The sequence below is a fragment of the Bradyrhizobium sp. genome (assembly GCF_049691595.1).
GTDB lineage: Bacteria > Pseudomonadota > Alphaproteobacteria > Rhizobiales > Xanthobacteraceae > Bradyrhizobium.
Map to the genome: position 1 here is coordinate 1 of NZ_JBAVNZ010000485.1, position 17,327 is coordinate 17,327.

Sequence of the window (17,327 nt, forward strand, 5' to 3'; positions counted from 1 at the left end):
GCCGGGCAGCGATCCAGTTCGAGTGGCGCAAAGCCGCGAGGACGGCGCCCTGAGGCTGCTGTCAGTCGGCGCAGTGGTGCCGCGCAAGGGCTTCGATGTGTTGGTTGCAGCGCTGGCTACGCTCACCGATCTGCCATGGCGGCTGACGATTGCCGGCGACCGCTCGCGCGACCGGGATGCTGCCGCGCAACTCGACGCAGATATCGCGCGCCACCAGCTTGGAAAGCGAATTGCCGCGCTAGGTGCGGTATCGCCGCGGCGGCTCGCAGCTCTTTACGCCGAAGCCGACGTGTTCGTCCTTGCATCTCATTTCGAAGGTTACGGCATGGCCTACGCAGAGGCCATCGCACACGGCCTGCCGGTAATTGGCACAAATGCCGGCGCCATACCTGACACGCTCCCGCCGGACGCCAGCGTCCTTGTCGCGGCCGGCGATGTTCCTGCATTGGCACAAGCGCTGCGCCGCGTCATCGGCGAGGCCGATCTGCGACGGGGCTTGGCTGCTGCGGCGCGCATCGCAGCACCGAAGCTTCCGACCTGGCGGCACTCCGCGGAAATCTTTGCGTGCGCACTCGAGACGCTGGCATGAGCGGCTTTTCCGCCGACTGGCTGACGCTGCGCGAACCGTACGACTTGCGGGCGCGCAATCCGACAGTTCTCGACGCTGTCGCCGCCGCGCTCAAGCCGCGCTCCTCGATACGGGTCGTCGATCTCGCCAGCGGCACCGGCTCGACCTTGCGCGCGCTGAACCCACACCTGCCCGCGCGGCAGAACTGGACGCTGATCGACAACGATCTCGACCTGCTGACGCGCGCGACGGCCACCCCGCTGGCCAAGGATGTGTCCGTTATTGCTGTCCCGCTCGATCTCAACAGCGAACTCGAAGCCGCTCTCGACCGGGCCGTCGATCTGGTTACTATTTCGGCGTTACTCGATCTGGTCTCTGACACCTGGCTGGAGCGGCTCGCGGGCGCTGTCGCAGCGCGCTCGATCCCGCTTTACGCGGCGCTGAGCTATGACGGGCGGGCCGGCCTCACGCCATCCGATCCGTTCGATTCGGCTATTTTTGCCGAGGTGAACGCGCATCAGCTCACCGACAAGGGCTTCGGGCCGGCGCTCGGGCCGGCGGCGGCCGCCTTCGCCATCGCGCGCCTCGAAGCGCTCGGCTACTCGGTAGTGCAGGGAACATCCGATTGGGTGATGAGACCCGACGATCGTGACATGCAAACCGAAATATTGGCTGGGTGGGCAAGCGCTGCGCTCGATATGGGGGGGCTGCCGTTCACCGACGTTACGGCCTGGCTCAAGCGCCGTCGCGACGCCGCTGCCACCGAACGATCCTCACTCCATGTCGGTCACGTCGATTTCTTCGCAACACCGAGCGCCACACGCTGAGGCGACAGATCGCAGTCGAACAGCACGTCATCCTCGATTTTGTGCACACGAATAGGCATACGCGGCGCCTGATCGGCACGTTCGAGCGATGGGAGGATCAGGCCAGGGCCTCCGGCGCCCAGGATGATCGGGGCGACGATCACGTGCAGGCGGTCAAGACATCCCGCGGCAAGAAAGCGTGATACCGTGTTAGCGCCTCCTTCGATCAGCATGCGGCGCATGCCCCTGCCGGCAAGCGCGGCAAGGATCGCCGAGGGGGCGATTTGGCCGTCGGTGGTGGGCAATGCGATGATTTCGACGCCGGACGGCGGCGCACACCGTGCGCCTTGCGCAGTGATCAGCACGCGCCAGACGCCATCGTCGGCGAACATCCTGGCGTCGGCGCCAAGCCGACCCTTCGGGTCGATAACGACGCGCGCCGGCTGAGGCCCCGCGACCCGCCGCACAGTCAACTGCGGATCATCGGCCAAGGCGGTGCCGACGCCGACGACAATCGCGTCCATCAGGGCCCGCAGCCGGTGCAGATGCACCAATCCCGCCGGCCCGTTAATATATTTCGAATGCCCGCTTTCCGTCGCGATCCGGCCGTCAAGCGACTGGCCTATCTGGCCGACAATCACAAGATCGTCCACCGTGCCCCTACGCAGCGGACCGAACACATTCGCCCAGGCGTGCGGAAGAGGCTGCTGGCCTCTGCGGAAAATATTGCTGAATTCTTCCCACGGATCGGAAGACGCAGACTTGCTTGTCGGGAAATTGGCTATCGGCACGCAGGCAACAAAAACACTGTTGGGTTGCGTTGACAATGCCACTATAGACAATCACGTCAGAAAAATCATCAATTTACGAACGGAATGATGTCCGGTGTACGGTGTTTTAGTGTCACCACGGTAAGAATGGAAAGTCTCGGAAATGTGTGAGGTGCAGTCGGGCGCGAGTTCAGCTTTATTTGGCAGTTGGGGGCACACCAGCGTCAGCCGGGGCCTTGGTGAATTCCACGGACGACGGCCCGTGCTCATCACCGCACCGGGCGAAGCGGTACTCGCGTTGCCAATCGAAGGTCTCGATGGGAAGCGGCTCGCGGAATTCAAGGCGCTCTGCGGGCCAGTCATGCCGCAGCTCGTCATTACGGAGCGGCGCGCGGTTGCCCTCGGTATCGACGCGTCAACGCCGATGGCCTTGCCGCTTTCCCCGAGTGACAAGCCAGATGCGATCCTCGCCCTCGTTTCCGAGGCGAAAAGCAATCGCATTCCAATGGCGATGAGAGCGGGCCGGGCCGCCACCGCTGCTGTTCGGCTTGTCAAACTATCACAAGGTCTGCCGGCCGTGCTGGCGGCCGATGTGGTTGCCGACGCCCTCGCGTGTCAGCGGACCATAGTGGCGGTCGAGGCAGATGCGGTGGCTCGCTTTGCCGATGACGCGGTTTGCTCGCTCATCGTGGCGAGCGAGGCCTCGGTGCCGCTCAGCTCGAGCACTCCCACGCGCTTTGTCGTGTTCCGCGACGCAATGGGCGGCAGTCCGGTCGCCATTATCGTCGGGAAGCCTGATTTCACCAATGCCGTTCCGGTGCGGCTGCATTCCGCCTGCCTGACCGGCGACGTGTTCGGTTCACGGCGCTGCGACTGCGGGGACCAGCTTCGGCTCGCTCTCGCGCTGCTCGAAAGCCTCGGCGGAGGCGTCATCCTCTATCTGGCGCAGGAGGGCCGCGGGCTTGGTCTCGCCAACAAGATGCGAACATATCGGTTTCAGGACGACGGCCTCGACACCTTCGACGCCAACACCACACTCGGCTTCGATGACGACGAGCGTGATTACGGCATCGCCGCACGCATGCTGCGAATGCTGAACTGCACGCGGATCGTTCTGCTCACCAACAACCCGGCCAAACTGGACGGTCTCACCAAGGCCGGCATTCAAATTGCCGGCCGGATGCCGCTCGAGGCACCGATCAATGCGGACAACCGCCGTTATATGACGGCGAAGGCGGCGCGGTCCGGACACCGGCTCGATCATCTAACGGCCGTGCTGGCCGATCAGTCCTAGACAGAAAAAGAAGAATCTCAGGAGCCGCGTCGATCGAACCTGCAGACGCGTGCTCGGCGGGGTCGCAGCAAATGCCGCCGTCGTCTTCAAGCGGCATCAAGTCGTCAGCGCTCCGTGCGCGACTATCAGGAGACGTCGACAATATGTCGTGGTCTGCCATCCGCTCCGACACCGACGTCTTGCGTGCCTTGATCATTGGAGTTGGTCTCGGCTGGTCGGTCGCGTTTGTCGCTATCGCGTTATACTATGAACTGGAACTTTACGCCGACGGCGCGATGTTTTCCTACGCCGTCGCGGTGCAGGACGTCTGGGCGTTCCACTGGCACAATATTGCCGGCCGCATGTCGGTCTTTCTCCTTAGTCTGCTGCCGGCGGAGATCGTTGTCGGGCTAAGCGGGAGCCCCGGCGCGGGAATCGTCATCTATGGGCTGCTTTTCTATCTCGCGCCCCTCGCAGGCCTAATCGGAACTTTCGTAGCCGACCATTCACGCCGCCGCACCATCTTCGTCTACGCTTGTTGTTCGACGGCCCTGCTCTGCCCGCTCATTTTCGGCTTTCCGACCGAGATGTGGCTGGCGCACGCCGCGTTCTGGCCGGCGCTCGCCGTCTGCCATTATGCGAAGCGGACCGCCGTCGGGGCGGCATTGGTTTTCGTCCTGATGCTCACGCTCGCTTTCACCCATGAGGGCGCGCTGGTCCTGGCATTCGCCATCGTCGCGACACTGGGACCACGCGGTTTGCGCGACGCCTCATTTCTGCGCGCGGTTGTCTTCCTGATCATGGTGCTGGCGATTGCAGCCGCTGTTAAGATCATGCTCCCGCCCGACGAATATTATGCCGGCGCGTTCTTGCGAGCAGCCGTGCATTTCTTCGATCTCGACATCTTTCGGGTCGGCGTCGTCGTATTGCTGTTCGCGGTACTGGCGGGATACGGCGTTATCCTGCTGGCGCTTTCGCGTCTGGCCCCGGACAGGGCGTATCTCTATGCCATCGCCACAGTGACCGTAATGCTCGCGGTATACTGGCTGCGGTTTGATCAAGCGATGCACGCGAGCAGTCGGTATTATCTGAGAACGGCGGTGGTAATAGTCACGCCGATGTTCGGTGCACTGGCGGCGCTGGGCGCCATGTCTGGAGACGGCCGACTCGCCGTACCGTTCCTGGAACGGGCAATGGCCACGGTGCGGAACCAGGGAGCCCGGCCGCTCGCAGCAGCGTTCATCCTCCTGACGTTGGTGCACGTCATTGAGACCGGAAAATTCGTCGCGGCGTGGGGGCACTACAGAGCGGCGGTCGCGGCCCTTGCGACAGGTAACGAATCCGATCCGGCGCTCGGCAATCCGCATTTCGTTTCATCGGAACGAATCGTCTCCAATTTGAAGCGGCTGTCCTGGTTCTCGACAACACCATACTTGTCGGTGATTGTTGCGAACTTCAGGCCGAAGCGGCTCGTTATCGATCCGAGTGGGAATTATTTCTGGTTGTCCTGCGCCACGGCGACGGCGAATGACCAGGCTACCCGCGTGGTTCCAAAAGAGGGCCGTGATCTCGTCCGTATCTATTCATGCCTGCATCGCTAAGGTGCAAGGCCCGGCGCGACTAATTTCATCCGCCCTGCAGGCGCAGATGGAGGCTTGCCAGTTCGTCACTGCTTTCGGGACTCACGACTGTTCCGATGCCGATGAAATCGTCTCGAACAGGCAGTCGCGCAATTCGCTCATGTCATTTACGACGCGCGACGCACCCGCGCCGCGAAGTCGGTCGGGGCGATGATAGCCCCAGGATACAGCCACTCCGCGGACACAAGCGGCGCGCGCCATTTCAATGTCAAACGCCGTATCGCCAACCATGATCGCATCGCTGGCTTTTACGTCGGCCTCGCTTAGCGCCTGAAGCAGCATTCCCGGATGTGGCTTGGACGGGGCCTTGTCAGCAGTCTGGACCGTGCAAAAATAGCTCTGCCACCCGAAACGTTCGAGCGCAGGCGCGATTGTATGTGAAACATGCGCGGTAGCGATCCCGAGACGCACGTTGTTGTTCTCGGCCAAGGCAGCCAACAAGTCCGCCGCACCGCAGAACGGCACTTCCGCATAGGCCGGGTCGACGCGAAGCAGCGGTAGTACATGCCGGTACGTCGCAACCATCTTTTCGACCGGCGCGTCCGCTCCAGCCAATCGTCGAAGAACAAGTTCCAGAGACATTCCCACCAACGAAAGACTCTCGTCTTCGGACGGCAGGGCAAGTCCGAACTGACCGAAAACGACACGATTTGATTCGACAATCAGCTTTCGGCTATCGACGAGGGTGCCGTCGAAGTCGAAGATAACGAGCTTCACTGAAATGGTTCCGATGCAGGGTATTAAACAACATACGCCGCGTCCTCCGTCGTCGCAAGAGCGCGGGACGATTGAGATTATTGCCGCCCCATCCTTCGCCCCGAGCAATCGTTCCTGAAAGGTAAGATTACGACCACTGCGTGTTGATGACAGTTGCGCTGGTCTGAAGTCATCGTAATTGCTCTCGCCGAATTGGGCTACGACGGCAAATTGCCGGGACACCATGAAGTAAGAAAGCTCCTGGAATAAGCGACTCCAGCCAGTGAGAACAGGGATCGATGCAAGACACGGCAAGCAGAAGTATCGAGAGATCCCGTACTATTAATGCCTCAATTCGGGCCTCCATTCGAGCTAGCCATCAAGCAATGGAAAGAAGAATACTTCTTCTGACAATACTGCAAGGTGTCGGTCGGGAGACCAAGAGCAATGGCGGCAGAGGCTGGATCGTTCGCGCTTATTCTGGCGCTCTTTATTTCGTTGGTGCAATCGGTGGTGCCGTTTGCAGCGATGAAGCGCGGAGAACCCGCAATCGCCGCGTTCGTTCGCCAGGCCGCGTTAGGTCAATTCCTCTTCGTCTCGGCGGCGTTTGGATGCCTGACCTATGCATTTGTTACGTCGGATTTTTCAGTTCAGATTGTCACAGCAAATTCGCATACGCTGAAGCCACTACTCTACAAGATTTCCGGCGTATGGGGAAACCACGAGGGATCCATGCTTCTCTGGGTCCTCATCCTGTCGCTGTTCGGGGCCGCCGTTGCTATGTTTGGAGGAAATCTGCCGGACCGATTGCAGGCTCACGTTCTCGGCGTGCATGGTTTGATCGGGTTCGGCTTCCTCGTCTTTATCGTCGCGACCTCGAACCCATTCGCGCGACTTGTTTACCCGCCTTCCGATGGCAATGGCCTCAATCCAATCCTTCAAGACCCGGGACTGGCCATCCATCCGCCGTTTCTCTATCTCGGCTATGTCGGCTTCTCAATGGCTTTCTCTTTTTCCGTCGCCGCGCTGATCGACGGAAAAGTGGATGCATCCTGGGCTCGATGGGTACGGCCTTGGGTGCTCGCCGCATGGTGCTTTCTGACGATCGGCATCACGCTTGGCAGCGCCTGGGCATATTATACCCTTGGATGGGGCGGCTGGTGGTTCTGGGACCCCGTCGAAAATGCCTCATTCATGCCTTGGCTTGCCGGTACGGCGTTGTTGCATTCGGCGCTGGTGGTGGAGCGGCGCAATGCCCTCATAAGCTGGACAATTCTGCTTGGAATCTTGACGTTTTCGTTGAGCCTGGTCGGGACATTCCTCGTTCGCTCGGGAGTGCTGACGAGCGTACATTCCTTCGCACAAGACCCCGCGCGAGGCGCCTTTATTCTGGCTCTCATTCTGCTTTCGACCGGCGGCGCCTTGATGCTCTTTGCAATACGCGCACCCAGGCTGAAGCATGGCGCTCCGTTTGCGCCAGTCAGCCGCGAAGGCGGTCTCACTTTCAACAACGTCATGCTCGCAACAGCCACCGCAACGGTATTCATCGGAACATTCTATCCGCTTGTCATTGACATGATAGGTAACGACAAGATCTCGGTGGGACCACCCTACTACAGCATGACTTTTGTGCCGATCATGATCCCGCTTCTGTTGGCAATGCCGCTGGGGCCGATTCTGAAATGGAAGCGCGACGACGTTCGTTCCGCGTTAGCGCGTCTCAATCTGCCCGCATACGCCAGCCTTCTCATCGCAATCATTGTGCTTATGTTCACATCGGGACAAAAGGTCCTGGTCGCCTTTTTCATGGCGGTTGCCGCGTGGCTCGTCTTCGGTTCATTGGCCATGCTGGCAAATCGCACTCGCCTCGGCGCAACAACACTTGCTGGCTCGCTCAAGCTCGCTCGCACGACACCATTGGCTTTTTATGGGCTGGTATTGGCCCATGCCGGCATTGGCGTAACTGTCGCGGGCATCACCGGCATGACGGCTTGGGCGACCGAGAAGATCGAGATGCTCCAACCGGGACAAAGCCTGCAGCTTTCCGGATATGAAGTAAAGCTGCGATCTATCGGCAGCGTTCCTGGCCCGAACTATGAGGCCGAACAGGGCACTTTTGATATCACGCGGGACGGCGCAACCGTTACTCAGCTTGTTAGCGAAAGGCGCTTCTACCCCGTTCGTCAACAACAGACGACGGCCGCCGGCATTCGCACCAACCTGATTTCCAACCTCTACGTGACGTTGGGAGAGCCCAACGGCAAGGGATCATGGGCTGTGCGATTCTACTATCATCCGTTCATGCCCCTGGTCTGGATCGGGGCACTCATGATGGCGTTTGGCGGCTTTGTGTCATTGTGTGACCGCCGGCTCCGGGTTGGCGCGCCACAGCGTTCGGTTCGGGTGTTGACTGCGGTTCCGGCCGAGTAGGACGTCAACAATGCACCCCCTCGAGCCGAAGATCATTTGCTTGTCCGCCATCTTTGCACTTTCGCTGGCGGCGGTGCCGGCGTGGGCGGTCATGCCCGACGAGATATTGCGCGATCCGGTGGTTGAATCGCGAGCACGCGCACTGAGCCAGGAATTGCGTTGCGTTGTCTGCCAAAATCAAAGCATCGATGACTCGAACGCACCACTAGCGCGCGATTTGCGAATTTTGCTACGAGATCGCCTGGCTTCCGGAGATACCGATCAGCAGGCGCTTGAATTCATTGTGCAGCGCTATGGCAACTTCGTTCTGCTGAAGCCGCCAATGCAATTGAGCACGCTGTTGCTGTGGATCGGACCATTCGCGGTCCTCCTGGTCGCCGGCGTCAGCTTTTGGCGTTACCTGACCGGATCGCGCAACCGTTCCGAGACCGCCGAAGCCCCCGCTCCGCTGAGCGAGATGGAACGAATGCGAGTTGAGGCGATACTGAAGGAACGGAGGCCGGCATGACGCTCTGGTTCGTCTCAACCATTATGATCGCCATAGCAGCGGTTATCGTTTCGTCTCCGTTCGTTCGAAGGCTGGAGAGAACTCGTCTGCGATCCTCTGGTGAGCTTGCAGTCTTCCGCGATCAACTGAGGGAACTTGAGAACGAGGCTGCTCAGGGCCTGATCGACAAGACCCAGGCAGAAAACGCCAGCATCGAGATCAAGCGCCGCATTCTGTCGACAGATCGTGCCGAGATTCCGGCGAGCATGCCTTTCAGCCGGCAAGAACGACGATTTGCAGTCATTGCCGTCACGGCAATCGTAATATTCGGCTCCATCGGCCTTTACGCCATCGTTGGAAGTCCGGACCTGCCGGCGGCAGCGACCAAACGGGCAGGCGCGCAGCCGGTTGTTGTCCAATCCCCTATCGGGATGTCGACCCTGGCTCCCGGGACAAGCGCTGCGGGGCAACCGGACGCGGTAGCCGCGCTCGAGGCACGGGCATCCCAAATCACGGACCAGACACAGGCCGGGCTTCCGCCGGTCGAAGAAATGATTCAGCGGCTGCTCAAAAGGCTGCAAGGCAACGCCCAGGACCCCGAGGGTTGGCGCCTGCTGGGCTGGTCCTATTTCAACATCGACCGTTACAACGATGCCGCGAACGCTTATTCCAAGGCCATCGAGTTACGCCCTGCCTCGGCCGAATTTCGAAGTGCGCGGGGCGAAGCGCTGATTCGTGACGCAAACGGGCGCGTCACGCCCGAGGCCAGGCAAGACCTGGAAGCGGCTGTAAAGCTTGATCCAAAAGACGCACGCACGCGGTTTTATATCGGGCTGGCAAAGCAACAGGCCGGAGACCGGACAGCGGCGCTGTCGGACTGGACCGGCCTGCTTGCCGATGCCAATCCCAACGAGCCCTGGCTGCCGGATCTCAAGCGACACGTCGCCGATCTGCGCCGCGATCTTCTGGGCGAGGGAGCGACCCTGCCGCCGGCCGCGGGGATGTCCGACAATAGCTCGGTGGACTCCCGGAGGGTCGATAAATCAGACCCTCCAGCCGTTGAACCGGCCGTTCGAGGCCCTCGGGTTGAAGATATACGCAACGCGGACAACATGTCGGCTGAAGATCGAACTGCCATGATTCGCGGCATGGTAGACGGCCTCGCGCGACGCCTCGATCAATCGCCGCGCGATGCCGATGGCTGGGCAAGGCTTATCCGCTCGCGCATCGTACTTGGAGATACCGACCAAGCCAGGAAGTCGCTTCAACGTGCACTGTCGCTGTTCACCGAGGACGGACCGGAGCGGACCCGAATCGTAGAAGCAGCCCGGCAAGCCGGGCTGACCCCATGACATTGTTCGCATCACGACAGTTCAACGGCATTAATCGAATTTTGGCACGCGGCAGCCACCGATGGTAACCTGCATGAATAAATTTGCCATAGCCGTCAGTTTCATCGTTCTGATCGCACCAGGTCACGCTCAAATAAGTCCGAAGGAATTGACCCTGGCGGGAACAAGCGATTGCATTCGGGAGGCGATTAGCACGAGTTCCGTCGAGCACAACGGCGCTTTCGTGATTTTCTCCTGCAATGCAGCCAAAGCGAAGACCCTGTTCAATTTCCTCGGCAGGAAAGTCCCCTTGGATGTCGTTCAAGATAAAAATGGAAAATTCGAGAACAGGCAGTTCGGAAACAACGCTTGTTATCACCGAATTGAAGATCCCGGTGGCAGGCCAGCCGACGACTTTCGATGCGACCTGATCCTGACAGTCGGTGACGCGCTGAGCGACTAGGTTTTCATCTATCAATGCGATTGCTGTTCACAACGATCGAAATTTGGCAGATGCAGCGAACGATACCCTTGCCGAGACGTCCTGGGATTGCAGGAAAACCACTGTCAGAGAGTCGCGACAGAAGTGAGCCTACGCCGTCCCATATTTGGTCTCGATCTGTATGCCGATACTTTCGAGGAACGCAGTCGGCAAGATCCCGCCGACGCATACGATAACCGCATCGTTCCTGAGTGTTAATTGTCGCCCTTTCTGCTCGATCACGACGTCGTCGCGACCGATTCTTTTGACGCTGGATTGAAGCAAGACTTCAAGCTGGCCTGACAGCTCCGCGGCTTTCACCCTGTCGCGATTCTTTACCTTGGCGCGGGAAAAGGATTCGCTGCGATGGGACAGCTTGACGGTTGTACCGGGTTGTTCGGCGATACTGGCTGCCGCTTCGAGCGCGCTGTCGCCGCCTCCGACCACCAGCACATGCTGATGTTGATATTGTTCGGGGTCGATCATGCGGTAAACCACTTTGGATTGCTCCTCCCCATCCACCTCCAGCTTGCGTGGCGTTCCGCGCCGGCCGATCGCAAGCACGACCGACGAGGTTGCGTAGGAGGCACGTGTGGTTCGAACCTCGAATTCAGAACCGGTTTGCGTGATTGTTTCGACCTGCTCGCCGTAATTGATCTTCAGGCCTGTCTTGCGCGCGACATCCTCCCAAAACCCGAGCAGCTTTTCTTTTTTCACCTCTTTGAATTTGACCTTGCCGATCAGGGGCAGGGTTGCCGGCGCAGTCATGACGAGCTTGCCACGGGGGAAATGCGATACGGTGCCGCCAAAACTATCCTGCTCGATTGTCAAAAAACGGAGCTTGTGCTGCATGGCGGCCAGGCTTGCTGAAAAGCCCGCCGGTCCCGCGCCTACGATGATGACATCATATGCGCTCGAAGGTCGACGTCGTTCCAGCTTTCTCACGGAATCCATGGCCTGGCGCCCTTGTTCGATTGCGTTTCTAATTAGACCCATGCCGCCGAGTTCCCCCGCCACGAAGATTCCGGGAACGTTTGTTTGAAAATCAGGACCGACATCTGGAATGTCGACTCCGCGCTTTTCCGTGCCGAAGACGAGCGTAATCGCATCGCGGGGGCAAGCCTCCTTGCAAGCACCGTGACCGATGCAATGGCTGGGTTCAACCAGTTCGGCCTTTCCGTTGATCATTCCCAGAATATCGCCCTCGGGACAGGCGTAGAAACAAGCGGCGCAGCCCGTACATTTCGATGGATCGATGACCGGATGCAGCGATGCCGGTTCAAGAAGACCGGCCTCGGCCGCCGCCGCTTTCGTCGCGCGGCTGCGCGCCTCAAAGCGACGGCGCAGCCAAAAATAGAGCACATAGATAGTCCCGAAAGCCAGGACGTAGAGGCTCAATACCGGATTGAATGTCATCGAACGTAGATATTCCTTGCAGTTTGGCGCCGGATATCGCGCGCGTCGAATTGTGATCAGTGTCTGCGACGAGCGAGACCATTATCCGTTGATGCGAGCGTCCATTGATGCGAGAATGATCGCCGCGCCTGTATCCATCGCTCCGTCGATCGTTGCGTACAATCACAGTCGCGGATCGTTCGGCGCGGAAACATGATGGACAAAGTTGGTCAGGAGATGGCGAGGCCGCCAACATCGGCCCCAAATCCATTGTTCCGGTATGGCGCCAGCAACGGTCGCAAGGGACACTTCGATGACCCTGCATGATCGATCATTTTCGACCACTTTCGCTCCACAATCGCTCGAGCGTCCGGCGGAGTTCGATGTGGACGGTGTTGCGCTATTTGCGGCCCCATTGCTGCGAATTGGAGTTTCGAACCAAATCGGTTCATTTCAGCAACTGCGCAATCCCCGCATGTCCCGAGGCCACCGCGATATCGACTGCAGTTTCGCGTTTCTTGTTCCTGAGCGTTCGATCAGCCCCGGCCTTCAGAAGCGCTTGGACGATGTCGGCCTTCCCCTCCTGGGAGGCAATCATCAGCGCATTATACCCGAAATTATTCTTTGAGTCGGGTTGGGCGCCTTGTTTCAGTAGCCGGGCGACGACGCCCGTCATGCCGGATTTCGCCGCGAGTATCAGCGGGGTATTGCCCGCCAGGGTGCGTACCTCCAGATCGGCCTGATTGCCGACAAGAAACTGTGCGGCGTCGCTATTTCCGTTTTCAAGCGCTCTCAGCAGCGGCGTTCGGCCTTCCAGATCGGTAAGGCGTTGATCAGCCTTGTGCTCGAGCAGTGCGCGTATACCGCCCGCGTTGCCGCGGTCCGCCGCAAACCACAACGCGGTCCGCTTCTTCTCGTCGAGCGCGTCAACCTGGGCTCCGTTCGCGATCATCAATTCCGACAGGTGCTGGGAACAGGCGGAGGCCGCGAGCATGAGTGGCGTAATGCCCCCATCGAGCACCACGCGAACGTTGGCCCCGCGGTCGATCAGATTGCTGACAATCTGCTCATGACACCCGCGCGTGGCGAGTGTCAGCGCGGTATCGCCGCCGTGATTTCTGGCATCCAGGTCGGCCCCCTTCCCTAGCAAGCCGCTGACGATGGCGGCATGGCCCGCTGCCGCAGCATACATCAGCGGCCGCTCACCCTGATGATTTTCCGCGTTGACGTCCGCTTGTGCCGAAAGCAGCAAATTTACCGCGTCGATCTTGCCCGCCGATGCAGCGTGCGACAGCGCAGTATTGCCGTCATCATCTTTCGCCGCGATGCTTGCGCCGGACGAGATCAATTTTCTCAAAGCGTCGGTTTGCCCGCGCGAGGCGGCGACGACTATTTCTGCTGGGTCATCTCGGGAGGCCTTTGCCGAACCGGCTGTCGACGGTGCCCGAGCTTTCGAGGGCTCACGCGATGCCGTTTGCGAGGGCGACTGGACCGATCTTGACGCGTCCTGCTCGATCGGGCGCTGCGCCGAGATTTCCGCAAGAAGCTTTTCTGCATCGTCATATCCGCCTGATGCTGCCCTCTGCAACCAGGTCTTGGCGCTGCCAGCATTCGACGCCACCCCGCGTCCCGTCAGATACATCTGAGCAAGGTTGAATTGTGCGCTTCTATGGTTTCCTTCGGCGGCCGCCTTCATCCATTTGAAGGCCAGGATATCGTCCTGCGGTACCCCACGTCCCGTGCGATACAAGGAAGCGAGTCGGTATTGTGCTTCGGGATTTCCAGATTCCGCGATTTTCCCGATCAGTGCGGCCGCACGGCCGAAATCCCCCGTTCGGACGGCTTCATCGATCGGCCTCATCAGGGCGCTTTCGTCGCTCGTTGCCTGCGCAAGTAAAGGCGCGCTGCCGGCAACAACGGCGAGCACCGATGCAGCGGCAACTAACAGCCAGCGCGGTATCCTGAGCGAAGCCATAACTATTCGCATAGACCGAGAAATCCCAAGGCTATCGCAACGCTGATCGTCTCGCATCCGATTGCGGCAAAATCTTAGCCCGCATGCGGAGATCGGCTGCGGACTCGGTCGCCCTTCAGGCTGTAGCGGCAGATTGACGTGCGATTGCATTCGAATGATGCCGTCGGCGTCCGAGGCCGCACGATCGAGCTTTGGGAAACGCGACCATGCAGGATACCCACGTCCGGATCCGGTCGCTGTATCGGGTTGAACAAGGCAACTTCGGGATATCGTAGCCGCCAGCGCCTCAAAACGGTCCGTCTTTGTTCAAACTAACGCCTCCTGGATGGATCACCTCCGTTCGCGGCCGGGCAGCGCTCTGGCGAATTTTGAGGCTGCTAGGCGCGCGACCGTACCTCGGGGGAAGAATGGCGGATTCCGCAGTTTCAGGATTTCCTGTCGAACGTGTCGCGGCGCGGCGACGGCGCGACACCAGCGACGATCGGGCGGCAGTCGCAGCGTCGGGCATGCGGACCCGCAACAAGGCAGTTTTGCCGCTTTATCGTGCGCGCTTGCGAGCGAAGGCCCCTCCCGTAATTTTTGGCATCGCCGTCACCATCGTCTTGTGGGTCGGCTGGCTCAACCGCGATGACGGTCACCTGACACCTGAGAGCGGCATCGGCTATTGGCTCGGAATCGTGGGGAGCAGCCTTATGCTGCTGCTGTTGTTCTACCCCTTGCGAAAACGAATGCGATCGTTGCGGGCGCTTGGTACGGTTGTCTTCTGGTTCCGGGCTCACATGATCCTCGGCATACTAGGACCGGTGCTGGTTATCCTGCATTCAAATTTCAAGCTCGGTTCGATCAACAGCAATGTCGCGCTGGCAGCAATGCTTGTTGTTGCGCTCAGCGGGGTCGTCGGTCGATATCTCTACGGCAAGATTCATCGCGGGATGTATGGCTGCAAGGCGGAGGTGCGCGAAATCCTGGCCGATGCCTGCGCGCTGAACGCAGCAATTGGCGCCGATCTGCCGGTTGCCAACCATCTGGTCGAACGAATGAGCGCATTTTCGCAGATTGGTACGTTGGTCCCCAAAGGTATTTTCACCGGGCTGTTTATGCTTCCGGTGATCAGTGCGCGCGCAAGTATCGTTCGTATGCGGCTGATGTCCGAAGCGCGGCAGATCATCGCGGTCGAAGGCAAACGGCGCGGATGGTCGCAAAAGGCCAGGCGCCGACGGCGTGCCGCCGTCGACGAGTTGCTGACGCAACATGTCGCAGCCGTCAAGAAAGCCGCTGCTTTCGCGTTCTATGAACGTCTGTTCCGGCTTTGGCACGTCTTCCACCTACCCTTGTTCTTTCTTCTTATAGTCGCGGCAATCATTCACATTTTCGCAGCCCATTTCTTTTGACCGGAGGCTCGCGATTGAGCCTGCGACTGATAGTTGGGCGAGTGATCTGGATCGCCGCGGTCAACGCTCTGACGCTTCCCGCGCAGGCGCAAAATTTGTTCGAACAGCTTGTCATGCCGGGGTTGCTGGTCGAGGGACATGCCAAGCTCGAGAAGGAGTGCGGCAATTGTCACGAGCCGTTCTCACGAAAGTCTCAAACCCGGCTCTGCCTCGACTGCCACAAGGAAACTGCCAAGGATCGTCAGACCGGCAAGCGATTTCACGGGCGGCAGCCGGACGCCGCGAAACAGCAATGCACCCACTGTCATACCGATCACAAGGGGCGGGACGCCGACATCGTCCAGCTGGATCGCGAGACGCTCAATCATGCATTTACGAATTTCGAGCTTCGGGACGCCCACAAACCCGTGCCGTGCGCCGGCTGTCACGCATCAACGATAAAATTCCGCGAGACGCCCGGTCGCTGCTTTGATTGTCATAAGGCGAAGGATCCACACAAGGGGCGCCTTGGCGAAAATTGCGACACCTGCCATGACGAAGCAGGATGGCGGCGGGTCAAGGCATTCGATCACACCACCACCAGGTTTCCGCTCCAGGGGGCCCACCGTGCCGTCGCCTGCTCCGGGTGCCATGTTGGCGAACGCTACAAGGGCGTCGGCACCCAATGCGCGGACTGTCACCGAATTCAGGATGTTCACACCGGGCGCTACGGCGCCAAATGCGAAAGCTGCCACGACGAGAACAAGTGGAGCACGGTTCACTTCAATCATGACAAGGCGACGAAATATCCCCTGCGAGGGGCGCATGCACGGGTCAAGTGCGACGCCTGCCATACCGGGGATCTCTACCATGACAAGCTGGCGACAAACTGCGTGTCTTGTCATCGGAAGGACGATCGGCACAAAGGCAACCTTGGCAGTCGGTGCGAGCAATGCCACGTCGAGACCAGTTGGCGCCGGATAACGTCCTTCGATCACGACGTTACTCGATTTCCGCTAATTGGGCGCCACGCCGTCGCGCCTTGCGAGGGTTGCCATCGCTCGATGTTGTTCAAGGGCACGCCACTGACCTGCAACGCCTGCCACCGGGACAGCCATCATGAAGGCCGTTTGGGACCTAACTGTGCGCTCTGTCATAACCCGAATAGCTGGACACGCTGGCGCTTTGATCACGACACAATGACGCGCTACCCGCTAACCGGGGCCCACCGCAACCTCACTTGCGAAGCCTGTCACGTGGCCAAGAACGTGGTCAAGATTGCGTTGCCGACAGATTGCATCGCCTGCCATCGCAAGGATGATGCGCATCACGGGTCATTCGGACCGGCATGCGAACGTTGCCACTCCACCGCCTCGTTCAAACCGACGGGCAGGCGACCGTAGGGACCGGCTCGAAGAAGCCGTGCTTCTCAACGACCCGTGTCGTTAGACCGAGCAATCGGCCCCAGTTCCGGCGTTCAGACACAGGAGAGGCGGCTTCATGGCGCAAGTTCCATGAAATGGCCCGACCTCATGCGCGGTGCGGTCCCATTCCGATGCAACAAGTTCCCGGCAGACGATCTTGTGGGGACCTCGGCATTTTCAGATCGACATCTCGATCGCGTTCCGAAAATGCAGGTCAAGCATCGTGGGGACTTTGCGACACGGCGACTTCATGGTCGACGGCGTCGCATGGCGAGAAGGCGGGGGGTGGCCAATGAATGTACTGAATTCGGCCCGCCGAACTTTCGGCGGCAGACGATTTCCTGGATCGCTGCATTCGCCTGTTCGTGGCCGCCGCCGTTTGCTGACCGGCCGGAGCGCAGAGGCATGCGATCTGGAGTCGCGTTCTTTGTGCACGACGCCGGACCTTCGAGGGGACGCGGATTGCAAGGGCAATCGGGGGTAGATGGCGTTGATCTCCTGGAAGTCACTAGGTCTGGTGTTATCGACCGTTGCGGTAGCATTCGTGCTCGCGGCGAGGCCGGGCTATGCACAATCCGCGTTGTCTACGTCGTTCAATCATTTTTCGACAGGATTTCCGCTGACGGGCGCGCATTCTGGCGTCGACTGCACATCCTGCCATGTCAACGGGCGCTTCAAGGG

15 protein-coding genes are annotated in these 17,327 nt (G+C 59.8%); 11 read left to right on the forward strand and 4 right to left on the reverse strand.

Annotated features, from left to right (window positions below; genetic code table 11):
* The first annotated feature begins 22 nt into the window (after positions 1-22).
* Together WCE35_RS20140 and WCE35_RS20145 are read left to right on the forward strand one after the other, a co-directional pair.
* Entirely contained in the window at positions 23-589 is a 567-nt protein-coding gene (locus WCE35_RS20140) for a glycosyltransferase family 4 protein (RefSeq protein WP_424595090.1), read from the forward strand.
* Positions 586-1,395, forward strand: coding sequence for an SAM-dependent methyltransferase (locus WCE35_RS20145; protein WP_424595076.1), 810 nt, complete (start codon positions 586-588; stop codon positions 1,393-1,395). The genes WCE35_RS20140 and WCE35_RS20145 overlap by 4 nt, the downstream gene beginning before the upstream one ends.
* Here the strand turns inward: WCE35_RS20145 and WCE35_RS20150 are convergent.
* The gene (locus WCE35_RS20150; protein ID WP_424595077.1) at positions 1,356-2,201 is read right to left on the reverse strand and encodes a RibD family protein; all 846 of its coding nucleotides are present in this window, start codon (positions 2,199-2,201) and stop codon (positions 1,356-1,358) included. The genes WCE35_RS20145 and WCE35_RS20150 overlap by 40 nt on opposite strands.
* A gap of 205 nt (positions 2,202-2,406) precedes the next feature.
* Here WCE35_RS20150 and WCE35_RS20155 point away from each other — a divergent pair, with 205 nt between their 5' ends.
* A complete protein-coding gene (locus tag WCE35_RS20155; RefSeq protein WP_424595078.1) occupies positions 2,407-3,438 on the forward strand; it encodes a GTP cyclohydrolase II in 1,032 nt (343 codons plus the stop codon).
* A gap of 71 nt (positions 3,439-3,509) precedes the next feature.
* Positions 3,510-5,018, forward strand: a complete 1,509-nt coding sequence (locus WCE35_RS20160) for a hypothetical protein (RefSeq protein WP_424595079.1) — start codon at positions 3,510-3,512, stop codon at positions 5,016-5,018.
* Positions 5,019-5,099: 81 nt separating this feature from the next.
* Here WCE35_RS20160 and WCE35_RS20165 read toward each other — a convergent pair whose 3' ends face one another.
* The gene (locus WCE35_RS20165; RefSeq protein WP_424595080.1) at positions 5,100-5,774 is read right to left on the reverse strand and encodes an HAD-IA family hydrolase; all 675 of its coding nucleotides are present in this window, start codon (positions 5,772-5,774) and stop codon (positions 5,100-5,102) included.
* 426 nt (positions 5,775-6,200) lie between these two features.
* Between WCE35_RS20165 and WCE35_RS20170 the strand changes: the two genes are divergently transcribed.
* From WCE35_RS20170 to WCE35_RS20185, 4 genes are all read left to right on the forward strand, one after another.
* On the forward strand, positions 6,201-8,183 hold the full coding sequence (locus WCE35_RS20170) for a heme lyase CcmF/NrfE family subunit (RefSeq protein ID WP_424595081.1): 1,983 nt from the start codon (positions 6,201-6,203) through the stop codon (positions 8,181-8,183).
* A 10-nt stretch (positions 8,184-8,193) separates the two neighbouring features.
* Positions 8,194-8,691, forward strand: a complete 498-nt coding sequence (locus tag WCE35_RS20175) for a cytochrome c-type biogenesis protein (protein ID WP_424595082.1) — start codon at positions 8,194-8,196, stop codon at positions 8,689-8,691.
* A complete protein-coding gene (gene ccmI / locus WCE35_RS20180; RefSeq protein ID WP_424595083.1) occupies positions 8,688-10,022 on the forward strand; it encodes a c-type cytochrome biogenesis protein CcmI in 1,335 nt (444 codons plus the stop codon). The genes WCE35_RS20175 and ccmI overlap by 4 nt, the downstream gene beginning before the upstream one ends.
* 73 nt (positions 10,023-10,095) lie before the next feature.
* A complete protein-coding gene (locus WCE35_RS20185) occupies positions 10,096-10,464 on the forward strand; it encodes a hypothetical protein (protein ID WP_424595084.1) in 369 nt (122 codons plus the stop codon).
* Between the two features lie 129 nt (positions 10,465-10,593).
* Here the strand turns inward: WCE35_RS20185 and WCE35_RS20190 are convergent, their stop codons facing one another.
* Positions 10,594-11,898, reverse strand: coding sequence for an NAD(P)-binding domain-containing protein (locus tag WCE35_RS20190; RefSeq protein WP_424595085.1), 1,305 nt, complete (start codon positions 11,896-11,898; stop codon positions 10,594-10,596).
* A gap of 427 nt (positions 11,899-12,325) precedes the next feature.
* The gene (locus WCE35_RS20195; RefSeq protein ID WP_424595086.1) at positions 12,326-13,852 is read right to left on the reverse strand and encodes an ankyrin repeat domain-containing protein; all 1,527 of its coding nucleotides are present in this window, start codon (positions 13,850-13,852) and stop codon (positions 12,326-12,328) included.
* Positions 13,853-14,259: 407 nt separating this feature from the next.
* Here WCE35_RS20195 and WCE35_RS20200 point away from each other — a divergent pair, with 407 nt between their 5' ends.
* From WCE35_RS20200 to WCE35_RS20210, 3 genes are all read left to right on the forward strand, one after another.
* On the forward strand, positions 14,260-15,243 hold the full coding sequence (locus WCE35_RS20200) for a pyridine nucleotide-disulfide oxidoreductase (protein WP_424595087.1): 984 nt from the start codon (positions 14,260-14,262) through the stop codon (positions 15,241-15,243).
* A 41-nt stretch (positions 15,244-15,284) separates the two neighbouring features.
* The gene (locus WCE35_RS20205) at positions 15,285-16,625 is read left to right on the forward strand and encodes a cytochrome c3 family protein (protein ID WP_424595088.1); all 1,341 of its coding nucleotides are present in this window, start codon (positions 15,285-15,287) and stop codon (positions 16,623-16,625) included.
* 505 nt (positions 16,626-17,130) lie between these two features.
* Positions 17,131-17,327, forward strand: a 197-nt coding sequence (locus WCE35_RS20210) for a hypothetical protein (RefSeq protein WP_424595089.1), incomplete at its 3' end; no start/stop codon positions are given.

Coding starts and splice junctions, on each gene's coding strand:
- WCE35_RS20145 (WP_424595076.1), top strand. CDS start 586: ATGAGCGGCTTTTCCGCCGACTGGCTGACGCTGCGCGAACCGTACGAC.
- WCE35_RS20160 (WP_424595079.1), top strand. CDS start 3,510: ATGCCGCCGTCGTCTTCAAGCGGCATCAAGTCGTCAGCGCTCCGTGCG.
- WCE35_RS20170 (WP_424595081.1), top strand. CDS start 6,201: ATGGCGGCAGAGGCTGGATCGTTCGCGCTTATTCTGGCGCTCTTTATT.
- WCE35_RS20175 (WP_424595082.1), top strand. CDS start 8,194: ATGCACCCCCTCGAGCCGAAGATCATTTGCTTGTCCGCCATCTTTGCA.
- ccmI (WP_424595083.1), top strand. CDS start 8,688: ATGACGCTCTGGTTCGTCTCAACCATTATGATCGCCATAGCAGCGGTT.
- WCE35_RS20185 (WP_424595084.1), top strand. CDS start 10,096: ATGAATAAATTTGCCATAGCCGTCAGTTTCATCGTTCTGATCGCACCA.
- WCE35_RS20190 (WP_424595085.1), bottom strand. CDS start 11,898: ATGACATTCAATCCGGTATTGAGCCTCTACGTCCTGGCTTTCGGGACT.
- WCE35_RS20195 (WP_424595086.1), bottom strand. CDS start 13,852: ATGGCTTCGCTCAGGATACCGCGCTGGCTGTTAGTTGCCGCTGCATCG.
- WCE35_RS20200 (WP_424595087.1), top strand. CDS start 14,260: ATGGCGGATTCCGCAGTTTCAGGATTTCCTGTCGAACGTGTCGCGGCG.